Origin of the sequence: Saccharothrix violaceirubra, assembly GCF_014203755.1 — a bacterium.
In the GTDB taxonomy this organism is placed as follows: Bacteria; Actinomycetota; Actinomycetes; order Mycobacteriales; family Pseudonocardiaceae; genus Actinosynnema; species Actinosynnema violaceirubrum.
In genome coordinates, this window is sequence record NZ_JACHJS010000001.1 from 590,491 (window position 1) to 608,510 (window position 18,020).

At 70.3% G+C, this 18,020-nt stretch carries 19 protein-coding genes; 15 read left to right on the forward strand and 4 right to left on the reverse strand.

What is annotated here, in order from left to right; genetic code table 11:
- The first annotated feature begins 4 nt into the window (after positions 1–4).
- Together F4559_RS02925 and F4559_RS02930 are read left to right on the forward strand one after the other, a co-directional pair.
- Complete coding sequence (locus tag F4559_RS02925; RefSeq protein ID WP_184666030.1) at positions 5–727, forward strand: 5-formyltetrahydrofolate cyclo-ligase; 723 nt, start codon at positions 5–7, stop codon at positions 725–727.
- 67 nt (positions 728–794) lie between these two features.
- The gene (locus F4559_RS02930; protein ID WP_184666031.1) at positions 795–2,099 is read left to right on the forward strand and encodes a helix-turn-helix domain-containing protein; all 1,305 of its coding nucleotides are present in this window, start codon (positions 795–797) and stop codon (positions 2,097–2,099) included.
- 6 nt (positions 2,100–2,105) lie between these two features.
- Here the strand turns inward: F4559_RS02930 and F4559_RS02935 are convergent, their stop codons facing one another.
- Together F4559_RS02935 and sodN are read right to left on the reverse strand one after the other, a co-directional pair.
- Positions 2,106–2,750, reverse strand: coding sequence for an HAD family hydrolase (locus F4559_RS02935; RefSeq protein WP_184666032.1), 645 nt, complete (start codon positions 2,748–2,750; stop codon positions 2,106–2,108).
- A 314-nt stretch (positions 2,751–3,064) separates the two neighbouring features.
- A complete protein-coding gene (sodN, locus tag F4559_RS02940; protein ID WP_184666033.1) occupies positions 3,065–3,484 on the reverse strand; it encodes a superoxide dismutase, Ni in 420 nt (139 codons plus the stop codon).
- 79 nt (positions 3,485–3,563) lie between these two features.
- Between sodN and F4559_RS02945 the strand changes: the two genes are divergently transcribed.
- Positions 3,564–3,881 (forward strand): S24/S26 family peptidase, encoded by a 318-nt coding sequence (locus tag F4559_RS02945; protein WP_281386263.1) that lies wholly within the window; start codon positions 3,564–3,566, stop codon positions 3,879–3,881.
- On the opposite strand, the gene F4559_RS02950 is transcribed toward F4559_RS02945, so the two are convergent.
- On the reverse strand, positions 3,861–4,460 hold the full coding sequence (locus F4559_RS02950; RefSeq protein WP_184666034.1) for a dTDP-4-dehydrorhamnose 3,5-epimerase family protein: 600 nt from the start codon (positions 4,458–4,460) through the stop codon (positions 3,861–3,863). The two genes, F4559_RS02945 and F4559_RS02950, sit on opposite strands and share 21 nt — an antisense overlap.
- Positions 4,461–4,784: 324 nt before the next feature.
- On the opposite strand from F4559_RS02950, the gene F4559_RS02955 reads away from it, so the two are divergent.
- From F4559_RS02955 to F4559_RS02990, 8 genes are all read left to right on the forward strand, one after another.
- A complete protein-coding gene (locus F4559_RS02955) occupies positions 4,785–5,945 on the forward strand; it encodes an NAD(P)-dependent malic enzyme (protein WP_184675417.1) in 1,161 nt (386 codons plus the stop codon).
- A 222-nt stretch (positions 5,946–6,167) separates the two neighbouring features.
- The gene (locus F4559_RS02960) at positions 6,168–9,371 is read left to right on the forward strand and encodes a bifunctional diguanylate cyclase/phosphodiesterase (RefSeq protein WP_184666035.1); all 3,204 of its coding nucleotides are present in this window, start codon (positions 6,168–6,170) and stop codon (positions 9,369–9,371) included.
- A gap of 53 nt (positions 9,372–9,424) precedes the next feature.
- Positions 9,425–9,922 carry a YbaB/EbfC family nucleoid-associated protein gene (locus F4559_RS02965; RefSeq protein WP_184666036.1) on the forward strand — a complete coding sequence of 166 codons (498 nt, stop codon included), beginning with the start codon at positions 9,425–9,427 and terminating at the stop codon, positions 9,920–9,922.
- Positions 9,919–10,221 carry a type VII secretion target gene (locus tag F4559_RS02970; RefSeq protein WP_184666037.1) on the forward strand — a complete coding sequence of 101 codons (303 nt, stop codon included), beginning with the start codon at positions 9,919–9,921 and terminating at the stop codon, positions 10,219–10,221. Before F4559_RS02965 ends, F4559_RS02970 begins: the two co-directional genes overlap by 4 nt.
- Positions 10,221–11,456, forward strand: a complete 1,236-nt coding sequence (locus F4559_RS02975) for a hypothetical protein (protein ID WP_184666038.1) — start codon at positions 10,221–10,223, stop codon at positions 11,454–11,456. The genes F4559_RS02970 and F4559_RS02975 overlap by 1 nt, the downstream gene beginning before the upstream one ends.
- On the forward strand, positions 11,453–12,013 hold the full coding sequence (locus F4559_RS02980) for a hypothetical protein (protein ID WP_184666039.1): 561 nt from the start codon (positions 11,453–11,455) through the stop codon (positions 12,011–12,013). Before F4559_RS02975 ends, F4559_RS02980 begins: the two co-directional genes overlap by 4 nt.
- Positions 12,010–12,576: a hypothetical protein gene (locus tag F4559_RS02985; RefSeq protein ID WP_184666040.1), complete on the forward strand. Its 567-nt coding sequence runs from the start codon at positions 12,010–12,012 to the stop codon at positions 12,574–12,576. The genes F4559_RS02980 and F4559_RS02985 overlap by 4 nt, the downstream gene beginning before the upstream one ends.
- Positions 12,573–13,148 carry a hypothetical protein gene (locus tag F4559_RS02990; protein WP_184666041.1) on the forward strand — a complete coding sequence of 192 codons (576 nt, stop codon included), beginning with the start codon at positions 12,573–12,575 and terminating at the stop codon, positions 13,146–13,148. Before F4559_RS02985 ends, F4559_RS02990 begins: the two co-directional genes overlap by 4 nt.
- Here F4559_RS02990 and F4559_RS02995 read toward each other — a convergent pair.
- Positions 13,099–14,634, reverse strand: a complete 1,536-nt coding sequence (locus tag F4559_RS02995) for a bis-aminopropyl spermidine synthase family protein (protein WP_312865455.1) — start codon at positions 14,632–14,634, stop codon at positions 13,099–13,101. The two genes, F4559_RS02990 and F4559_RS02995, sit on opposite strands and share 50 nt — an antisense overlap.
- A 104-nt stretch (positions 14,635–14,738) precedes the next feature.
- Here F4559_RS02995 and F4559_RS03000 point away from each other — a divergent pair, with 104 nt between their 5' ends.
- The 4 genes from F4559_RS03000 to F4559_RS03015 are packed head-to-tail and all read left to right on the forward strand — an operon-like array spanning position 14,739 to position 18,010.
- Positions 14,739–15,761 carry an ABC transporter ATP-binding protein gene (locus F4559_RS03000; RefSeq protein ID WP_184666042.1) on the forward strand — a complete coding sequence of 341 codons (1,023 nt, stop codon included), beginning with the start codon at positions 14,739–14,741 and terminating at the stop codon, positions 15,759–15,761.
- A complete protein-coding gene (locus F4559_RS03005) occupies positions 15,754–16,413 on the forward strand; it encodes an ABC transporter permease (protein WP_312865456.1) in 660 nt (219 codons plus the stop codon). Before F4559_RS03000 ends, F4559_RS03005 begins: the two co-directional genes overlap by 8 nt.
- Complete coding sequence (locus tag F4559_RS03010; RefSeq protein WP_376774702.1) at positions 16,413–17,129, forward strand: ABC transporter permease; 717 nt, start codon at positions 16,413–16,415, stop codon at positions 17,127–17,129. Before F4559_RS03005 ends, F4559_RS03010 begins: the two co-directional genes overlap by 1 nt.
- On the forward strand, positions 17,126–18,010 hold the full coding sequence (locus F4559_RS03015; protein ID WP_184666044.1) for an ABC transporter substrate-binding protein: 885 nt from the start codon (positions 17,126–17,128) through the stop codon (positions 18,008–18,010). The genes F4559_RS03010 and F4559_RS03015 overlap by 4 nt, the downstream gene beginning before the upstream one ends.
- Positions 18,011–18,020 lie beyond the last annotated feature (10 nt).

The window sequence follows — 18,020 nt, forward strand, 5'->3', positions numbered from 1 at the left end:
CGAGGTGACCACCGTCGACCAGGCAAAACAACAAGCCCGCAACCGCGTCTGGGACCTGCTCGAACGCGAACGCGCCGCCCCGCCCGGCGTCCACGGCCGCATCCCCGCCTTCCACGGCGCAGAGCAAGCCGCGGAAAGACTGGCCGGACTACCCCAATGGCGCGACGCCGAGGTCGTCAAAGCGGTCCCCGACACCGCCCAACAACCCGTCCGCGCCCAAGCCCTGCGTGACGGGAAACTCCTCTACATGGCCACCTCGAAACTGGCCCACCAGTACCCGTTCATCCTGCTCGACCCGGCCGCCCTCGACCCCGACGACGCCGCCGACCGCCACACCGCCACCCGCATCGGACGCCCGGTGGAAGTCGACACCATGCGACCGGTCGACCTGATCGTCTGCGGCAGCGTCGCCGTCAACCGCCACGGAACCCGCCTGGGCAAAGGCGCCGGCTACTCCGACATCGAAGTCGCCCTGCTCCAGGAAGCCGGACTGATCGGCCGCCACACCACCATCGCCACCACCGTCCACGACCTCCAAGTCGTGGACGACGACCTCCCCGAAACCCACCACGACTTCAGCGTCGACCTCATCGTCACCCCCACCACCGTCATCGCATGCCCCGACCCACGCCGCCCCCACGGCCTGCACTGGGACGACCTCCCACCCGACAAGATCGCCGCCATCCCCGCCCTGAACGCCCGCCACAACACCGACAAACACCACTGACCAACCGCGCCTCTGTTTCGCGGTAGTGACCGAGCGCTTTCGTCTATTTCGACAAGGAGGTCACCCGATGGCGGTACGACGAACCGGATTTGTCCGTGCCCGGAAGGCGGCCGGCTTCACTCAGGAGTCGTTTGCCGAGGCCATGAACGTCGATCGGTCGACAGCGGCACGGTGGGAAGCCGGCACCAACGAACCTCTGCCGTACCAGCGTTCGAAGCTCGCACGACTGCTGAAGGTCGGCCCAAGCGAACTCGACGCACTGCTCAATCCCGCCCCTGAAGTCTTGCCTCAACGGACTACCGTGGCGGCAAGCCCCGTCGAAGGAGGGGATGACGTGGAACGGAAGACGTTCTTGCGCGTTCTGGCCGGTTCAGTGGCCGGCCTGGCATTCTCCGACCCGATGCAGGAGTTCGCCGCCAGAGCTGCGAGCGCCGGTCGCGGAGCCAAGATCGGCCAAGCCGACGTGGATCATGTCCGACAGCTTTCCCGGCTGTTCGCCGGTCAAGATCACCAGTACGGCGGCAAGCTGTCGACCCGTGCGGTCATGACCCAACTGTCCGCCTCCGTCGAGCTGACCGAAGGTTCATTCGCTGACGATCACGTCCGTACGGGCTTTTTGTCGGCCGTGGCCGAACTCGCCGACACGACCGCCGGCATCTGCTTCGACGCCGGCCTGCATTCCCACGCCGAACGCGCCTTCCGGTTCGGTGTGGGCTGCGCGACGGAGTCCGGCGACTGGGCCATGCGCGCGAAATCCCTCTCCGGCCTGGCCAATCTTTCGGTTCACCGGCGCCACACCGACGACGCGTTGAGCTTCGCCGAAATGGCACTCGTCCGTGCCGACCGGCTCAGCCCCAAAGTCGGTTCGATGATGTACACACGCCATGCCCGTGCCCTCGGATTGGCCGGTGCATCCCGCAGCGGGGACTGCCGTGCCGCCGTCGGCAAGGCCGAAGACCTTTTCGCGCAGACCAGCACAGACGACGAGCCCGCCTGGATCTGCTACTACAACGCCGCCCACCTGGAACGTGACTCCGGCCGGGCGTTGTTGCAGGTGGCGTTGAACGGCGGCGGCCATCAAGAGGCACGCCGGCGACTTGAAACGGCCGTCGCGCGCTTCCCCGAGGGCCACTCACGCGGCAAGGCGCTCGCCAAGGCGAATCTGGCCTTGCTGATGATGACCTGTGACGACCCGCATGAAGCGGTACGGCTCGGCGACGACGCGCTTGCCTCGGTCGGTTCCGTGCGGTCCGACCGGGTGGACGACGCGCTCAGTCAGTTGAGCCAAGCAGCGCACCGACGTTCCGACATCGCCGAAGCACACGAACTGGGACAACGGATCAAGCAAAAGCTCGGGGTGGCGGCTTCGTAACCCGACCTACCCGCCCGCCAACAGCTCCGGCAGTTCGTGGATCGAGTCGATCACCCCATCGGCATCCCGCCGCACCAACGGATCATCAGCCCACAAATGCCCCCACGGCCCCCGCCGGATCAACACCGCCCGCAACCCCGCCGCCTTCGCCGCCACCACGTCGTTGTCCCGATGATCACCGACATGCACGACCTCCCCCGCCGCACACCCCGCCATCTCCACCACCCGGGCGAAGAACCCCGGATCGGGCTTGGGCACACCCCACTCACCCGACGTCGCCACCGCATCCACGGGCAACCCCAACCCCCGCAACAACTCCCCGGCCCGAGCCGTCTGATTCCCCGCCACCCCCACCCACAGGCCCGCGTCCCGCAACCGCCCCAGCCCCTCCCGCACGTCCGGGTAGAGGTCGCACTCCTCGATCGACTCCCCCACCCCGGCCTCCTCCCGCAACCGCCGCTCACGCCCGACGTCGAACCCGGCCCGGAAGAACCCCAACGCCTCCGCGTTGTCCAGCCCCGCCACTGTCACCGCACCCACCACCGCCGACAACGTGTGACACGGCACCCCCAACCAGTCGGCCCACCGCCCCCACTCCCGCGAGTCGTCCACCAACGTCTCACCTACGTCGAACACCACCGCACCAACCATGCGCCGACACCTACGCCACGACCCGACGCCGCGCGACGGTGGCGTCCATCGCGACCCACCAGCCGTTCGTGTCTGTTCAGGCTGTCGCGGACAGGCTCCGGCGGGGCTGATGACCCGCGATCAGTGTGCGGCGGGCGAGACGTGATCGCGGCGGGTCCGGCTGGACGGCGAGGGCGAGTCACATATTCGTCACTGGTGGACCTGGCTTGGCCGTCCTGGGGCCGTCGACGGGTGCTCGACGATGGCCGAAGACGGAAAACGGCGCCGACCGTGCGAGGGGTTCTCGCTGGTCGGCGCCGCTTCAACGCAGAACGTCAGGCCGCGGCCTTCGTCTCCCAGAAGATCTTGTCGATCTGGGCGATCAGGTCGAGGAGTTCCTGGCCCTTGGCGGGGTCCATGGAGCCCTTCGTGCCGGCCGCCCCGGCCGCCTTCGTCGCCCGGTTGAACAGGTCGTGCAGTTCCGGGTACTTCTCGAAGTGCGGGGGCTTGAAGTAGTCGGTCCACAGCACCCACAGGTGGTGCTTCACGAGTTCGCTGCGCTGTTCCTTGATCAGCACGGCGCGCTCGCGGAACTCCGGGTCCTCGTTCGCCTGGTACTTCTCCTGGACCGCTTTGATCGACTCCGCTTCGATCCGGGCCTGCGCCGGGTCGTACACACCGCACGGGAGGTCGCAGTGCGCGGTGGCCTCCAGGAGCGGGCGGCGGAGTTCTCGGATGCGCGACAGAAGTCGCATCTTTCCTCCCTGACAGTGGATGCTCCGACAGGGTGGAACCCTACTCCCGGCGATCGGGGCGGGCAGGTGGAGGTGATCGTTGGCACGGAACCCGTTGCCGCTGGTCCGCGTGGTGGGACCGTCGATGGCGCCCACGCTGCGGACCGGTGACCTGGTGATCGTCCGGTTCGGGGCGCCCCCCACGACCCAGGACGTCGTTCTCGTCCGGTGGGACGGCCGGCCCGGGCAGTTGTCCGTGAAGCGCGCCCTGCGCGAGACCGGCGGGGGGTGGCACGTGGAGGGCGACAACCCGTTCGCGTCCACTGATTCGCGGACGTTGGGCGCGGCGCACGTGCTCGGCGTCGTGCTCTTCCGGCTGTGGCCGCGCCCCGGCCGGCTACCCGCGCGCCCGCAGTGACGCGTACCAGTCGGTGCACGCCTCGTAGGTCGGCAGCAGCCCCTGCGCGAGCGCGTCCGCCAGGGTGGGCGCCGACGCGTCCTTCCCCGACAGCACCGGCTCGACGTCCGCGGGCCAGGGCAGGCCCAGCGACAACGGGTCGAGGCCGCGTTCGGCCACCGGGTTGAAGCCTTCCGAGCACAGGTACGACGTGACCGTGTCGTCCTCCAACGCCATCAGCGCGTGGCCCAAGCCCTCCGGCACGTAGACGGCGTTGAAGCGCGATGCCTCCAGCACGACCGCGTCCCACTCGCCGAACGTCGGCGACCCGACCCGGATGTCCACGACGACGTCGAGCAGGCGCCCGCGCGGGCAGTGCACGTACTTGGACTGGCCCGGTGGAGTGTCGGCGTAGTGCACGCCTCTGATCACGCCCCGACGGGACTGGCTGTGGTTGGTCTGCGCGACCCGCAGCGGGTGGCCCACCGCCTTGAGGAAGGCCGATTCCTGGAACGGGGCGACGAAGAACCCTCGGTCGTCGGGGAACACCGAAGGGGTGAACTCGAATGCGCCGGAAATTTTCAGCTCGCGTGCCTGCATGTCGCACACCCTAGAACGCGTCGGGTCTTGACCGATTCTGCCTGCGCAAACCGACCGATCGGTCCAGAAAAACGGACGTACGTTCTGTGATATGCCCTCTGACCTGCGGAAAAAGTGTGATCCCCGCCGCAGACAGCCCCAGTGGCCGCTGCCACACTGGCGCGCACCACCGCCGCAGGACTTCCGCTTCGGCCGCGATCCGGCCCACGTGAAAGTCCGAAGAACTTTCGCCACGCCTCGGCTGTCCGCACTCGCGCGGATACCGGTGCGCCGAGGAATCGCGCACCGCAGGAGGGACTTCCCTTGACCGCATTGAACGACCCGATGACCGCCGGGTTGACCGACGACGAAATCTTCCGCGCGCACGAAGGCGGCAAACTCGGCGTCGACGTCACCGCGTCGCTCGCCGACCCGCGTGCGCTCTCCATCGCGTACACGCCCGGCGTGGCCCGGGTCAGCCGCGCGATCGCCGACGACGCCTCCCTCGCCGCCAGGTACACGTGGGCGCACCGGCTGGTCGCCGTGGTCAGCGACGGCACCGCCGTGCTCGGCCTCGGCGACATCGGCGCCAGCGCCTCGCTCCCGGTCATGGAGGGCAAGGCCGCGCTGTTCAAGACCTTCGGCGGCCTCGACTCCATCCCGCTGGTCCTGGACACCACCGACGTCGACGAGATCGTCGAGACCCTGGTCCGGCTGCGCCCGTCGTTCGGCGCGGTCAACCTGGAGGACGTCGCCGCGCCGCGCTGCTTCGAACTCGAGGCCCGGCTGATCGAGGCGCTCGACGTGCCCGTCATGCACGACGACCAGCACGGCACGGCCGTCGTGGTGCTGGCCGCCCTGCGCGGCGCGAACACCGTGCTCGGCAAGAAGGCCGCCGACCAGCGCGTGGTCATCTCGGGCGCGGGTGCCGCGGGCGTGGCGTGCGCGAAGATCCTGCTCGCCGCGGGCGTCGGCGAGGTCACCGTGGTCGACTCGCGCGGCATCGTGCACGCCGGGCGCGACGGCCTCAACCCGGTCAAGGCACAGCTCGCCGAGGTCACCAACGGCAGCGGCCTGCGCGGCGGCATCGCCGAGGCGTTGCGCGGCGCGGACGTGTTCGTCGGCGTCAGCTCGGCCACCGTGCCCGAGGAGCTGATCGCGTCCATGGCCGACGACGCGATCGTGTTCGCGCTGTCCAACCCGGACCCCGAGGTTCACCCGGACGTGGCACGCAAGCACGCCGCGATCGTGGCCACCGGCCGGTCCGACTTCCCCAACCAGATCAACAACGTCCTCGCGTTCCCCGGCATCTTCCGCGGTGCGCTCGACGCCGGCGCCCGCCGGATCACCGAGGGCATGAAGCTCGCGGCGGCCGACGCCATCGCCGCCGTGGCCGCCGACGACCTCGCGGCCGACCGGATCGTGCCCAGCGCGCTGGACCCGCGCGTCGGACCCGAAGTCGCCGCCGCCGTGGCCTTGGCAGCACGGGAAGACGGAGTAGCCTGACCGCTGTCGGAGTCGGGAGAGCTCCGGCCGCATCTCGTCGCACCGCAGTCCCGGGAAACGGAACCACCTGCGTGGTCCCTCGTTACCCGGACAAAGGGGTGCGCGATGACGCCGGACTGCACACAGCCCCTCTCCTCGGGCCCCGGGCCCGCAGGAGGGGGTCTGTCGCATTCGCGGGCGTCCGGCCGGTCGTCCCTGCCGTTGACACGGGAAGGTGAGGCCGTGCCCAAGCGGGTTGGACGCGCTCCGGTTGTGCTCGACCCTGCGCGCCCACCGCAGGACACGGCGAAGGACCCCGCGAAGGACACGGTCGACCTCGACGGCGTCCGCCTGCCGGAAGGTCCCGCGTTCCTGTGCGACCACAAGGGCGTCGTCATGCGCGCCAACGACGCCGCGGTGGCGCTGGCGCTGGTCGGTTCCGCCGAGGTGCTGGTCGGACGTGCGCTGGGCGCGCTGCTCGCCGGTGATCCCGTCGACCTGCGGCTGCGCCGCGCGGACGGCACGATGCTGCCGGTCCGCGTGGCCCGCTACCCCGTGCCGGGCACGGGACTGCAGGCCGTGCTGCTGGTCGACGTCTCCGACCTGGCCACGGCCGCCGAGGAACTGCGCGACGAACAGCGCCGGCTGCGGGCCGTGCAGCGGGTCGCCCAGATCGGCTCGTGGGAGTACGACCCGATCACCGGCGTGACCGTCTGGTCCGAGTCGCACTACGAGATGATGGGCCTGCGCCGCGACGAGACCACGCCCGGCGCCCAGGCCGTGCTCGACGTCGTGCACCCCGACGACCGTGACATGGTCGCCGGCTACTGGGCCAACCGCGAACTCGACGGCCACCCGATCGACATCGTCTACCGGATCATCCTGCCCAACGGGGACCTGCGCTGGATCCGCGGCGTCGCCGAGGCCAAACTCCGCTCGGACGGCCGCACGCAGTTCATCACCGGCTACATCCGCGACATCACCGACCAGTGGCGGTCGGACCGCGCGCTGGCCACCGAGCGCGCCCGGCTGCTGGAAGCGCAGCGGATCGCGCGCATCGGGAGCTGGACCTACGAGGTCGTGACCGGTGCCGTGCACCGCAGTGACGTGCTGCTGGAGCTCTATGCCGAGCTGGGCATCCTGCCCGACGAGGACCTGCTGTGCGGCGTGTGCGAGGACGACCGGCCCAAGGTGGAGGACCTGCGCCGACGACTGCTGCGGGCCAAGGACGGAAGCACGGTCGAGACCGAGGTGCGCGGCGTGTTCGGCGACCGGGTCTACGTGTGCCGGGCGCGGCCCGAGTTCGAGGCCGGGCGCCTGAACCGGCTGCACGGCACCGTGCAGGACGTGACCGAGGCCCGGGCCATGGAACGCCAACTGCGCGACGACCGGCGCCGGCTGGCGGACGCGCAACGGGCCGCGCAGCTCGGCGTGTGGGAGTGGAACGTCCACACGGGCGCGGTCGTGTGGTCGGAGATGATGTCCGAGCTGTTCGCCGTCCCGGCCGACGAGCCGACCAGCTACGCCACCTACCTCGACCTCGTGCACCCCGACGACCGCACGTGGGTGGACGCGCAGTGGCAGCAGCTCGTGGTCGACCGGGTGCCGGTGCAGTGCGAACACCGGATCGTGCGGCGTGACGGGCGGGTGCGGATCTTCCGCTCGTACGGCGTCGTGGTGGTCGGGCCGGACGGCAAGCCGCTCGCGGTCGGCACCGCGCAGGACATCACCGAGCAGCGGGCCGCCGAGACCCGGATGAAGCGGTCCAGCCAGCGGTTCGCGGACCTGGTGTCCATGGCACCGGTCGGCATCGGGCTCTTCGACGAGGGCGAGCGGCTGGTCGACGCCAACGACGCGTTGTGCGACCTGCTCGGCATGGAGTTGGAGGAGCTGCGCGGCATGACGTCCGAGCAGCTCACGGATCCGGGCGACCACGCGGACCGGGCGGCGATGGCGGCGCGGATGACGGCGTTGGGCGCCGGGCACACCCACAAGGTGCCGCAACGCGTCCTGCTGCGGCCCGACGGCGTGCAGGTCTACTGCGAACTGCACATCACGTTGTCCGTGCAGGACGACGGCCGCCGGTTCTGGCTCATCGTGTTCCAGGACATCACCGAACGCCGGCGCACGGCCGAGGCGTTGCGGCACCAGGCCACGCACGACGAGCTGACCGGCCTGCCGAACCGCGCGCTGGTCAAGGAGTTGCTGGGCACGCTGCTGGAGTCGCCCGACCGGGCGAAGGTCGGCGTGCTGTTCTGCGACATCGACAACTTCAAGCGGGTCAACGACTCCCTGGGCCACGACGCGGGCGACGAGCTGCTGGTGGCGTTGGCCCGGCGGCTGGAGGGCGGCCTGCCGGACGGCTGCACGGCCGCGCGGCTGTCGGGCGACGAGTACGTGATCATCTGCGAGAACCTCGACCACGTCGGCGGCGTCGACGAGTTGGCCACGCGGGTGGCCGGGTTGTTGCGCACGGCGGTCCCGGTGCACGGGCAGTTGGTCCGGGTGTCGGCGTCGATCGGCGCGGCGGTGCCGAACGGGTCGCGGGTGACCGGCAACGACCTGCTGAGGTTCGCCGACGCGGCCATGTTCGAGGCGAAGCGGGCGGGTGCGGGGCGGGTGTCGCTGGCGTCGGCGGCGTTGATCGCGTCGGCCGACCGGCAGGTGCACCTGGAAGGGCAGTTGCGGGACGCGTTGGCCAGTGACGGGTTGGCGTTGCACTACCAGCCGGTGGTGGGTGCCGACGGGTCGGTGTACACGGCCGAGGCGTTGATCCGGTGGCCGCACCCGGACCGGGGGTTGCTGCCGCCGGACGTGTTCCTGCCCGTCGCCGAGCAGGGCGACCTGATGCGCGAGCTGGACCGGTGGGTGTTGCGCACGGCGTTGCGCGAGGCGGCGACGTGGCCGGAGCCGGGCGGTCGGCCGGTGTCGGTGGCCGTGAACCTGGCCGGGCTGGTGCCCGGCGATCCGGAGTTCGTCGACATCGTGGCGAACACGGTCGCCGAGGCGGGCATCCCGTGGGACCGGGTGGTGCTCGAACTGGTGGAGACGGCGTTGGTGGACCTGCCGTCGCGGGTGCGGCACTCGATGGGCGAACTCGTGTCGCGCGGCATCCGGTTCGCGGTGGACGACTTCGGCACGGGCTACTCGTCGTTGGCGCGGCTGAAGGACCTGCCGGCGCAGATCATCAAGGTGGACCGGCGGTTCGTGTCCGGTGTGGGCAGCGACTCGTCGGACTTCGCCGTGGCGCGTGCGGTGGTGGACCTGGCGCGGGCGATGGGACGCAAGTGCGTCGCCGAGGGTGTCGAGACGGCCACGCAGTTCCACGTGCTGCGCGGCATGGGCGTGGACGCGTATCAGGGGTGGCTTTTCTCACGTCCGGTCCCGCCCAAGGAGTTCCGCGCGGTCCTGGCACTTGGCCCATTGCACATCCCTCGGGCGGGCTGATCGGCGATACTCCTTTCCGGTGACATTTCGGACCGGAAGGGGTGGATTTCGTCGTGGAACCGGAGCGGATGATCGCCGACCTGGAGGCGAGGGCCCGGGACCTCGCGCAGCGGTCGCAGGAGATGCAGGAGCAGATCCGTCAGGTGACGGCCACGGTGCGCTCGCCCGACGGCGCGGTGACCGTGACCGTGGCGCCCAACGGCGCCGTGCAGGGGATCGACTTCTCGCCACGGGCGGTCGAGTTCTCGCATGTGCAGCTCGGCCAGGTCGTGATGGCGACGTTGCGGCGGGCGCAGGCGCAGGCCGCGCAGCAGGTGGCGGCGGTCGTCGAACCGCAGTTCGGCGGCACCGCGGCGATGGACTTCCTGACCAGCTTCATCCCGCAGGTCGAGGAGCCGCCGCCTGCCCAGGGCGACGACGGCTCGTTCCTGCGCTCGGACTCGTGGGACGCCCGGCCGCCGCAGCGGCCCACGCCCCCGCAGCGGCCCACGCCCCCGCGTCCGGGCCGGTCCGACGACGGTGACGACGACTTCGGGCCGGTGCTGCGATGAGCGGGTTCAAGGTCCAGGCGCAGCAGTTGCGCACGTTCGCGTCGGGGCAGGCCGAGCGTCAGGGACAGGTGGAGCAGGCCGCGTCCGACGTGGCCGGTGTCGACCTGGGTGGTGAGACGTTCGGCGTGCTGCTCCAGTTCTTCGCCGACGCGGCCCAGGACTTCGCGGCCCAGACCACCGAGGGCATCAAGCAGTTGGCGGCGGCATACGGGGACGCGTCGGCCGACACGGTGGCCACGGCGGTCGAGTACGAGCAGGTCGAGGACGGCAACCAGCAGACGTTCGACGGGGGTCGATGATGGGCGACGGGGTGATGACAGGGTTCAACTCCGACTGGCAGAACCCGGACAACTTCGCGGGCGCCGGGCCGGTCGAGACCTTCTTCCAGACCCTCGACGCGTTCTCGCGCGTCGACGAGGCCGACTTCGCCGAGCTGGGTATGAACGCGGCGGCCTTTGGTCTCGACCTGCTGGGCACGCTGATCGACCCGCTTGGTTCCCTCGCCACCGCCGGCATCGGCTGGCTGATCGAGCACCTGAGCTTCCTGCGTGAACCGCTGGACTGGCTGGCCGGCAACGGCGACAAGATCAAGGCCGCGGTCGGTCAGTGGAACAAGGCCGCTGCTGAACTCGACCGCGTCGCGCAGGCACAGCACGACGCGATCTCGACGCAGGTCGCCGGATGGGAACAGGGCGCGGCCGACAAGTTCCGGGCCAGCCAGGGCCAGTTGGTGGGCGAGACGCTCGGCATGAGTCGCACCTGTTTGGCGGTGGCCGAGAAAATCGCGACGGCGGGCACGGTCACGGCGGCTATCCGGGGCATGATCCGCGACCTCATCGCCATGTTCGTCTGGGAGGTCATCCGCAACGCGGTGATCGCGCTCGCTTCGTCGTGGATCACGTTGGGCGGTTCGCTGGCAGCGTTCGCCGCGTGGGCCGTAGGCCGTGGCGCCGTGGTGCTCGGCAAGGTCACTGCACAGATCGCCAAGCTCATGCGGTTCATCACCCGGTTGATGGGCAAGATCAAGGGGCTCTTCGGCTCGTTGGGTGACATGCTGCGCAACCTGACCCGGTTCGGAAAGGGTGCCCGGGGCACCACGCGTGCGGCGAACGCACCGTCGACGCCGCGCTTCCAAGGCATGGACGACGCTGCCAAGCGCATGGAGGATTGGGGCAACGCCAGGCCGACTCGCGCTGATGTCGGCACCGAGGTGAAGCAGGCGGGCCGCGAATTCGGCGACGCGTACAAGAACGCCGGCGAGACGTGGGCCAGGAAGACCGAGGGCGTCACCTACAGGCCGGCGCACCGGGGCTCGGACATCGCCGATGGCTACACACCATTCAAACCACCGACCCGCGCCGACGGGACCGCGGCACCGCACTCGGTGCCCAGCCTCGGAGACGGTGCCTTCGTCACGAAGCTGACCGCCGACCTGGCCCGTGAGGCATCCAAGCAGGACGAATTGCAGAACGAGGGCGTGCCCAAGGGCCAACAACCGACGTTCAAGCGCCAGACCGGTTACCTCGACGAATGAGCCGCCGCGCGGTGTACCTCGTGGTGTCGGTCGTTTGCGTGTTCGTGATGCTCGGGTCCGGGCTGTTCGTCAACGGTTCGAAGGCCGTCGTCGGCGTGGCGATCGTGCTCGGCATCGTCTACATCTTCGTGCAGGGAACGCTGCGGAAGAAGGCGTGGGTGCTGGCCGGCGGGCTTGTCGTGGTGGTCGGCGTGATGTACGCGTCGGTCATGTTCGCGATGCCGCTGTGGCTGTCGTTCACCGGCCGGACCGTGGACTGCGAAGTGGTGTCGAAGCAAGAGGTGCGGACCTCCAAGTACGGCCGCGAGACCCGGTCCGAGTTGCGGTGCGGTGATCGTGACCTGACCTTCACGCCTTATCGTGAACCTGTCGGTGCGGCCGTCGGCGGGCGGACCTCGGTGGTGGTCGACTCGGCCGGACTGGTCAGTGCGGTCCGTCCCGGAGAGGTACACCGCCTGGGACTGATCGGGTTGCCCGCGACAGCGGTCCTGGCGATCGGGTTCACACTGGTCGTCGGTCGCCGTCCACGCATCGCACAGGACGGGGAGACAGTGTGAAGCGCAAGGTGTTCGTCGTCCTGGCGTTCCTGGGCGTGGTGCTCGCCCCGGTCGGCGGGTTGTTCGGGAAGGCTGACCATGCCGGCTGGGTGGGCGCTGTCGGCATGGCGGTCGGAGGGATCGCGTTCCCGTTCGCGGTGACGTTGGTCAGTCGAAGGCTGTGGCCGTTGTTCGCTGGGCTTCTGGCGGGGTTGTTCGCGGTCTTGGCCGGGATGTTCTTCGCGCCGTCGTTGTGGCTCAAGGTCGATGCTGAAACGTTGACCGGCTGCGAAGTCGTGGACGAGCGCACGGTCACGTCCACGAAGAGCCCGAGCACTACCGTGTCGACGGTGGACTGTGCGGGGGAGCGGTTCGAGATCGTGCCGTTCACGTCCTCGTCGGAGTTCGTGGGCAAGGTCGGGTCCGAGACGACCTTGTTGGTGGACCGCACGGGTTTGCTCAAGCCTGTGCGGCCGTCCGACGTGGAGTCTGCGGCTGTGTGGGTCGTGCCGCTCGCGGTGTTGCTTCAGCTCGCGCTGGTCGTCGTCGTGCTCAGACTTCCGCCACCGAAGGAAGAGAAGTGAACCGCAAGGTCTACATCGGCCTGGCCTTGCTGGGTGTGGTGCTCGTTCCCGCTGCCGGGGTGTTGTCGAAGAGCGAGCACTTCGGGTGGTCGGGGCAGGTCGGGTTGGCTTACGGCGCGACCGTGTTCCCGGTCGCGCTCTTCATGATCAGTCGGCGGGTGTGGCCGGCCGTCGTCGGGTTCGTCGTCGGCATCGTGGTGGGGCAGGTCGGCCTGGCGTTCGGGCTTCCGCTGTGGTTGGACCTCAACGCCGGGACGGTGTCCGACTGTCGGGTCGTCGAGCAGCGCGCGCTCTCTCCCCGGGTGGGCGACGTCGTGACGACCGTCGACTGCGCGGGTGAGCGGTTCGAGATCGTCCCGTTCCGGGAGACGTCGGCGTACGCGGTTCAAGTCGGCTCGACCACCGACCTGGTGGTGGATCGCACGGGGTTGATCCAGCCTCTGCTGTCGTTCGACGTGCGGCCCGGAGAGGTGACCTGGCCCCTGCCGGTCGCGGCGGTTCTCCCGCTCGCTCTGGTGCTGCTCAGCCTTCGCCGGCGGCCGACCGTCGGACCACCGGCAGCAGTGCCGTGATCCGGTGCCTCGGCAGGTCGATCAGGCGCAGGTCGAGGTCGTCGTGGTCGCCGATCCGGTCCTTGGCCTCGCGACGGGTCAGGCCGGCGGCCGTGGTGAGGGCTTCCCGCCACACGTTGCCGAGCTTGCCGTGCGCGCGCATCAGCACCTCGCGCACGGTCAGGCCGCCGGGGTCGAGGCTGTTCGCGGGCACCTGGTCGGCGACCACGACGCACGTCTTGCCGTCGGGCGTGGAACGCAGGTACCGCAAGGAGAACCGGGTGTCCACGAGGTCGCGCAACGCCTGCTGACCGGCCGCCGACGCGACGTCCGGGTGGTTGTTCGGGACCAACGCGGCCATCCGGCCCGGCGAGCACGCGAGCAGCGTGCGCAACAGCCATGGACCCGGATCGCCGGACAGGTCCACGGCCAGGGACGCCGCGCCCTTGCCCACCGGGTCGGCCCAGCCCGCCGGGCGGGGCTTGGGCGGCGGTGACGACGCCGGGCGGGGCGCCAGGTCGACCAGGGCGGTCAACGCCTCGGCGGACGGGCCGGTGGACTCGACCGACTGCGGGCCGTGCGTGTAGATCGCCGACTTCGCCGGTGCCACCGCCCGGCGCGAGGTCGGCCGGCACACGTACAGGTCCGCCGCGCTGCCGATGGCCTGCGCGCCGTCGAACCGGTGGAACGCGGGCAGGATCGCCTCGAACACCAGGCCCTGCCGGATCAGCTCCTGCTGGACCTTCAGGCCCAGGGCCGGAGTCCGGTCGCTGAACCCGTACGCGAGCAGCACCCGGCCGTCGGCCGCCAGGCACTCCACGGCCCGCCCGGCGAACAGGCCCATGCCCTCGGGCGTGTACGGCGGGTCGCTGAACACCAGGTCGGCCGTCTCCAGCACGGCCGGCGGCAACCCGAAGCGGAAATCGGCGTGCAGCGTGCGCACCGGCCACGAGCGTTCCGCCGCGCGCGCCTCGACGTAGGACAGCAGCCGGTCGTCCACGTCGACCACGGTCACCTCGACGCGCGGGTTCACCGCGCACAGCGCCAACGACGTCAGATCGTGGTCGCCCAGGCACAGCACGTGCCGACCGTCCAGGTCGTACGCGGAGTCCAGCCACAGCGCGCGTTTCAACGCGGTCTCGGCGGTCGCCTGCACGTGGTCCAGCGCGCTCAGCGGCGCGGGCACGTCGGCGATGTCGGCCAGGATCGTGCGCAACGTCTCGGTGTGACGTGCGACCGCCGCGTCCAGCGGGTCGGCGGGGTCGGCGAAACCCAGGAACTCCGCGTAGTCGGCGCCTGGCACGAGGCGGAACCGGTCGCCTTTCGTGTCCAGGTCCTCGGACACGGCCGCGAGCACTTCCTGCACGGTTCGCCGTGGCACGGCGGGAATCCGCACCAGGTCGGCCAACGTGTGCCAGTCGGCCGCCAGCAGGGCCAGGACCCGGCGCACCGGGCGGGCGTGGGCGCCCCGGGAGGCGATCAGGGCGCGCACTTGTTCGGTTGCCACAAAGCCGACAGCCTAGCGACCGGATGGTGGAACGTCGTGTCCCGGTCCGCCGGACGGGCTAGGGTCGGGCGACGCGTCCGCGACCGGCAAGGGGAGGACCTCGGGTGATCGAGTTCCGCGACGTGACCAAGCGGTTCGACGACGGCACGACGGCGGTCGACGGCCTGGACCTCGTGGTGGAGGCGGGCACGATCACCGTCTTCGTCGGACCGTCCGGCTGCGGCAAGACGACCTCGCTGCGCATGGTCAACCGCATGATCGACCCGACCTCCGGCACGGTGCTCGTCGACGGCCGCGACGTGCTCGGCGTCGATCCGCCGAAGTTGCGGCGCGGCATCGGCTACGTGATCCAGCAGGCCGGGCTGTTCCCGCACCGCACCGTGCTCGACAACGTGGCGACCGTGCCGCTGCTGTCCGGGTGGGACAAGCGCAAGGCGCGGGCGCGTGCGGCGGAACTGCTCGAACTCGTCGGTCTGCCGGCGGAGTTCGGCAAGCGCTACCCCGTGCAGCTCTCGGGCGGTCAGCAGCAACGCGTCGGCGTGGCCCGCGCGTTGGCCGCCGACCCGCCGGTGCTGCTGATGGACGAACCGTTCAGCGCGGTCGACCCGGTGGTCCGCGAGGGGCTCCAGGACGAGTTGCTGCGCCTGCAGGCCGAACTCGACAAGACGATCGTGTTCGTGACGCACGACATCGACGAGGCCGTGCGCATCGGCGAGAAGGTGGCGGTGTTCCGCGAGGGCGGCGTGCTCGCCCAGTACGCGCCGCCCGCCGAGCTGCTCACGCACCCGGCGGACGACTTCGTGGCGAACTTCGTCGGCAAGGACCGCGGCTACCGGGGACTGTCCTTTGTGGAGTCCGATGGGGTCGAGGTCGCGCCGCCGCCCACGAGCGGCTGGCAGGTCGTCGTCGACGAGGCGAACCGGCCGCGCGGCTGGCGGGCGCCGGACGGCGTCGAGGTGTCCGGCGGGTCGCTGTACCGGCTGGGAGACCCGGTGCGCGGCGCGCTCGACGCGGCCCTGTCGTCGCCGTCCGGGCTCGGCGTCGTGGTCGACGCGGACGGTGCGCTCGCGGGCGTGGTGACCGCGCACCAGGTGGTCGAGGCGATCGAGCGGGGCCGCCGTGGGTGACATCGGCCGCTACCTGGGCGACGCGGCCAACCGCGCCGCCCTGCTCGACATGCTGCTCGAACATGTCTACCTGTCGCTGGTGCCGCTCGTGGTCGCCGTGCTGCTGGCGATCGTGCTGGGCCTGGTGTGCCACCGGTACCGCCGGGTGAACGGCGTGGTCGTCGCACTGTCCAATGTGGTCTACACGGTCCCGTCGCTGGCGCTGTTCGCGATCATCCCGGCGGTGATCGGCACGCAGGTACTCGACCCGCTCAACGTGATCGTCGCGCTCACGATCTACACCACCGCGCTGCTCGTGCGCCCGGTCGTCGACGCGCTCGACGCCGTGCCCGGCCACATCACGGCCGCCGCGACCGCCATGGGCTTCCGGCCGACGCGCCGGTTCCTCACGGTCGAGCTGCCGCTGGCCGTCCCGGTGCTCGCCGCCGGGGTCCGGGTCGGATCGGTGAGCAACATCAGCCTGGTCAGCGTCGGCGCGCTGATCGGCACCGGCGGGCTCGGCGTGCTGTTCACCGACGGGTTCCGGCAGCGCTACCTGGCGCCCATCCTGATCGGCATCGTGCTGACCCTGCTGTTGGCGCTGGTGGTCGACCTGCTGCTGGTCGGGGTGCGCCGGGCGCTCACCCCCTGGACGAGGGCGGGTCGCCCGTGATCTTCGCGGACGCGTTCGCGTGGCTGGTCGACCCGACCAACTGGTCGGGCTCGAAGTCGATCCCGGTGCGGGTGGGCATCCACCTGCTGTACTGCCTGGGCGGGGTGCTCGGCGCGGCCGTGATCGCCGTGCCGCTGGGCCTCTACGTGGGGCACACCGGGCGCGGTGGCGTGCTGCTGGTCGGCACCGGCAACGCGTTGCGCGCGCTGCCCACGCTGGGCCTGGTCACGTTCCTGTACCTGGTCCTGGGCGGCGGGACGGCCGGTGTGCTCGTCGGCCTGGTCGTGCTCGCGATCCCGCCCGTGCTGGCCGGCGCGTACGCGGGCGTGCAGGGCGTGGACCGGGGTGTGGTCGACGCCGCGCGCGGCATGGGCATGACCGGCGCGCAACGCCTGTGGAAGGTCGAGGTGCCCAACGCGTTGCCGCTGCTGATCGCCGGTCTGCGCAACGCCACGCTCCAGGTCGTCGCGACCGCGTCGGTCGCGGCGTTCATCGGCATCGAGACGCTGGGCCGCCCGCTGCTGGACGGCCTGCGCGTGCTGGACTACGGGCAGTTCGTGGGCGGCGCGATCCTGATCGCGGTGCTCGCGGTCGTCCTCGACGCGCTGCTCGCGCTGGTGGGCCGCTTCGTCGTGCCCAGGGGTCTGCGGCTGTCCGCACAGCCGAAGCGCCGCCGGAAGACGGCATCCGTCAAAGTAGGAGGAAGTACGGCATGAAGCGCACGATGGCCGTGATCGTCACGGCGGCGGCACTGCTGGTGTCCGCGTGCGGGTCCAAGGAGGACCTGAGCGGGGCGAGTCAGCAGACCGCGTCCGGTGGCGGTGAGGTCGTGGTCGGTTCGGCCGACTTCACCGAGAACAAGATCCTCGCCGAGATCTACGCGGGCGCGCTGCGGACGACCGGTGCCAACGTCACGGTCAAGTCCGGGATCGGCGCCCGCGAGCTGGTCGTGAAGGCGTTGCAGGACAAGTCGCTGGGCGTGGTGCCGGAGTACACCGGCAACCTGCTCAACTACTTCGACAAGGCCAACACCACGACCGAGTCGGCCGAGGTGTACACGGCGCTCAAGGCCAAGACCCCGGCGGGTCTGGAGGTCCTGGAGAAGGCCGAGGCCGAGGACAAGGACGCGTTGGTCGTCACCAAGGAGACGGCCGCCGGCGGCGTGAAGTCGATCGCCGACCTCGGCGACGGCAAGTACGTGCTGGGCGCGGCGGGCGAGTGGGCGCAGCGCTGGCAGACCAAGATCAAGGACGTCTACGGCGTCTCGTTCAAGGAGATCAAGACGACCGACGCCGGCGGCCCGGTGACCGTCGACGCGCTGAAGAACGGTTCGGCGCAGGTCGTCAACCTTTACACCACGTCCGCGGACATCGCGGCGAACGGCTTCGTGGCGCTGGAGGACCCGAAGAGCCTCTACCCGGCGCAGAACGTCGTGCCGCTGCTGCGGTCCGACGCCGTCGACGCCAAGGGCAAGGAGGCGTTGAACAAGGTGTCCAAGGGGCTCACCACGGCGAAGCTCGCCGACCTGGTCAAGAAGGTCGACGTGGACAAGGAGAGCGTGGCGAAGGTGGCCGCGTCGTTCCTCGCGAGCCTGTAGTCCGCTCGTT

Excerpts from the sequence above, each read along its gene's own strand:
- F4559_RS02975 (WP_184666038.1), top strand. The coding sequence starts at position 10,221 with ATGGGCGACGGGGTGATGACAGGGTTCAACTCCGACTGGCAGAACCCG.
- F4559_RS03015 (WP_184666044.1), top strand. The coding sequence starts at position 17,126 with ATGAAGCGCACGATGGCCGTGATCGTCACGGCGGCGGCACTGCTGGTG.
- F4559_RS02970 (WP_184666037.1), top strand. The coding sequence starts at position 9,919 with ATGAGCGGGTTCAAGGTCCAGGCGCAGCAGTTGCGCACGTTCGCGTCG.
- sodN (WP_184666033.1), bottom strand. The coding sequence starts at position 3,484 with ATGCGACTTCTGTCGCGCATCCGAGAACTCCGCCGCCCGCTCCTGGAG.
- F4559_RS02930 (WP_184666031.1), top strand. The coding sequence starts at position 795 with ATGGCGGTACGACGAACCGGATTTGTCCGTGCCCGGAAGGCGGCCGGC.
- F4559_RS02955 (WP_184675417.1), top strand. The coding sequence starts at position 4,785 with ATGACCGCCGGGTTGACCGACGACGAAATCTTCCGCGCGCACGAAGGC.
- F4559_RS02935 (WP_184666032.1), bottom strand. The coding sequence starts at position 2,750 with ATGGTTGGTGCGGTGGTGTTCGACGTAGGTGAGACGTTGGTGGACGAC.
- F4559_RS02950 (WP_184666034.1), bottom strand. The coding sequence starts at position 4,460 with ATGCAGGCACGCGAGCTGAAAATTTCCGGCGCATTCGAGTTCACCCCT.
- F4559_RS02980 (WP_184666039.1), top strand. The coding sequence starts at position 11,453 with ATGAGCCGCCGCGCGGTGTACCTCGTGGTGTCGGTCGTTTGCGTGTTC.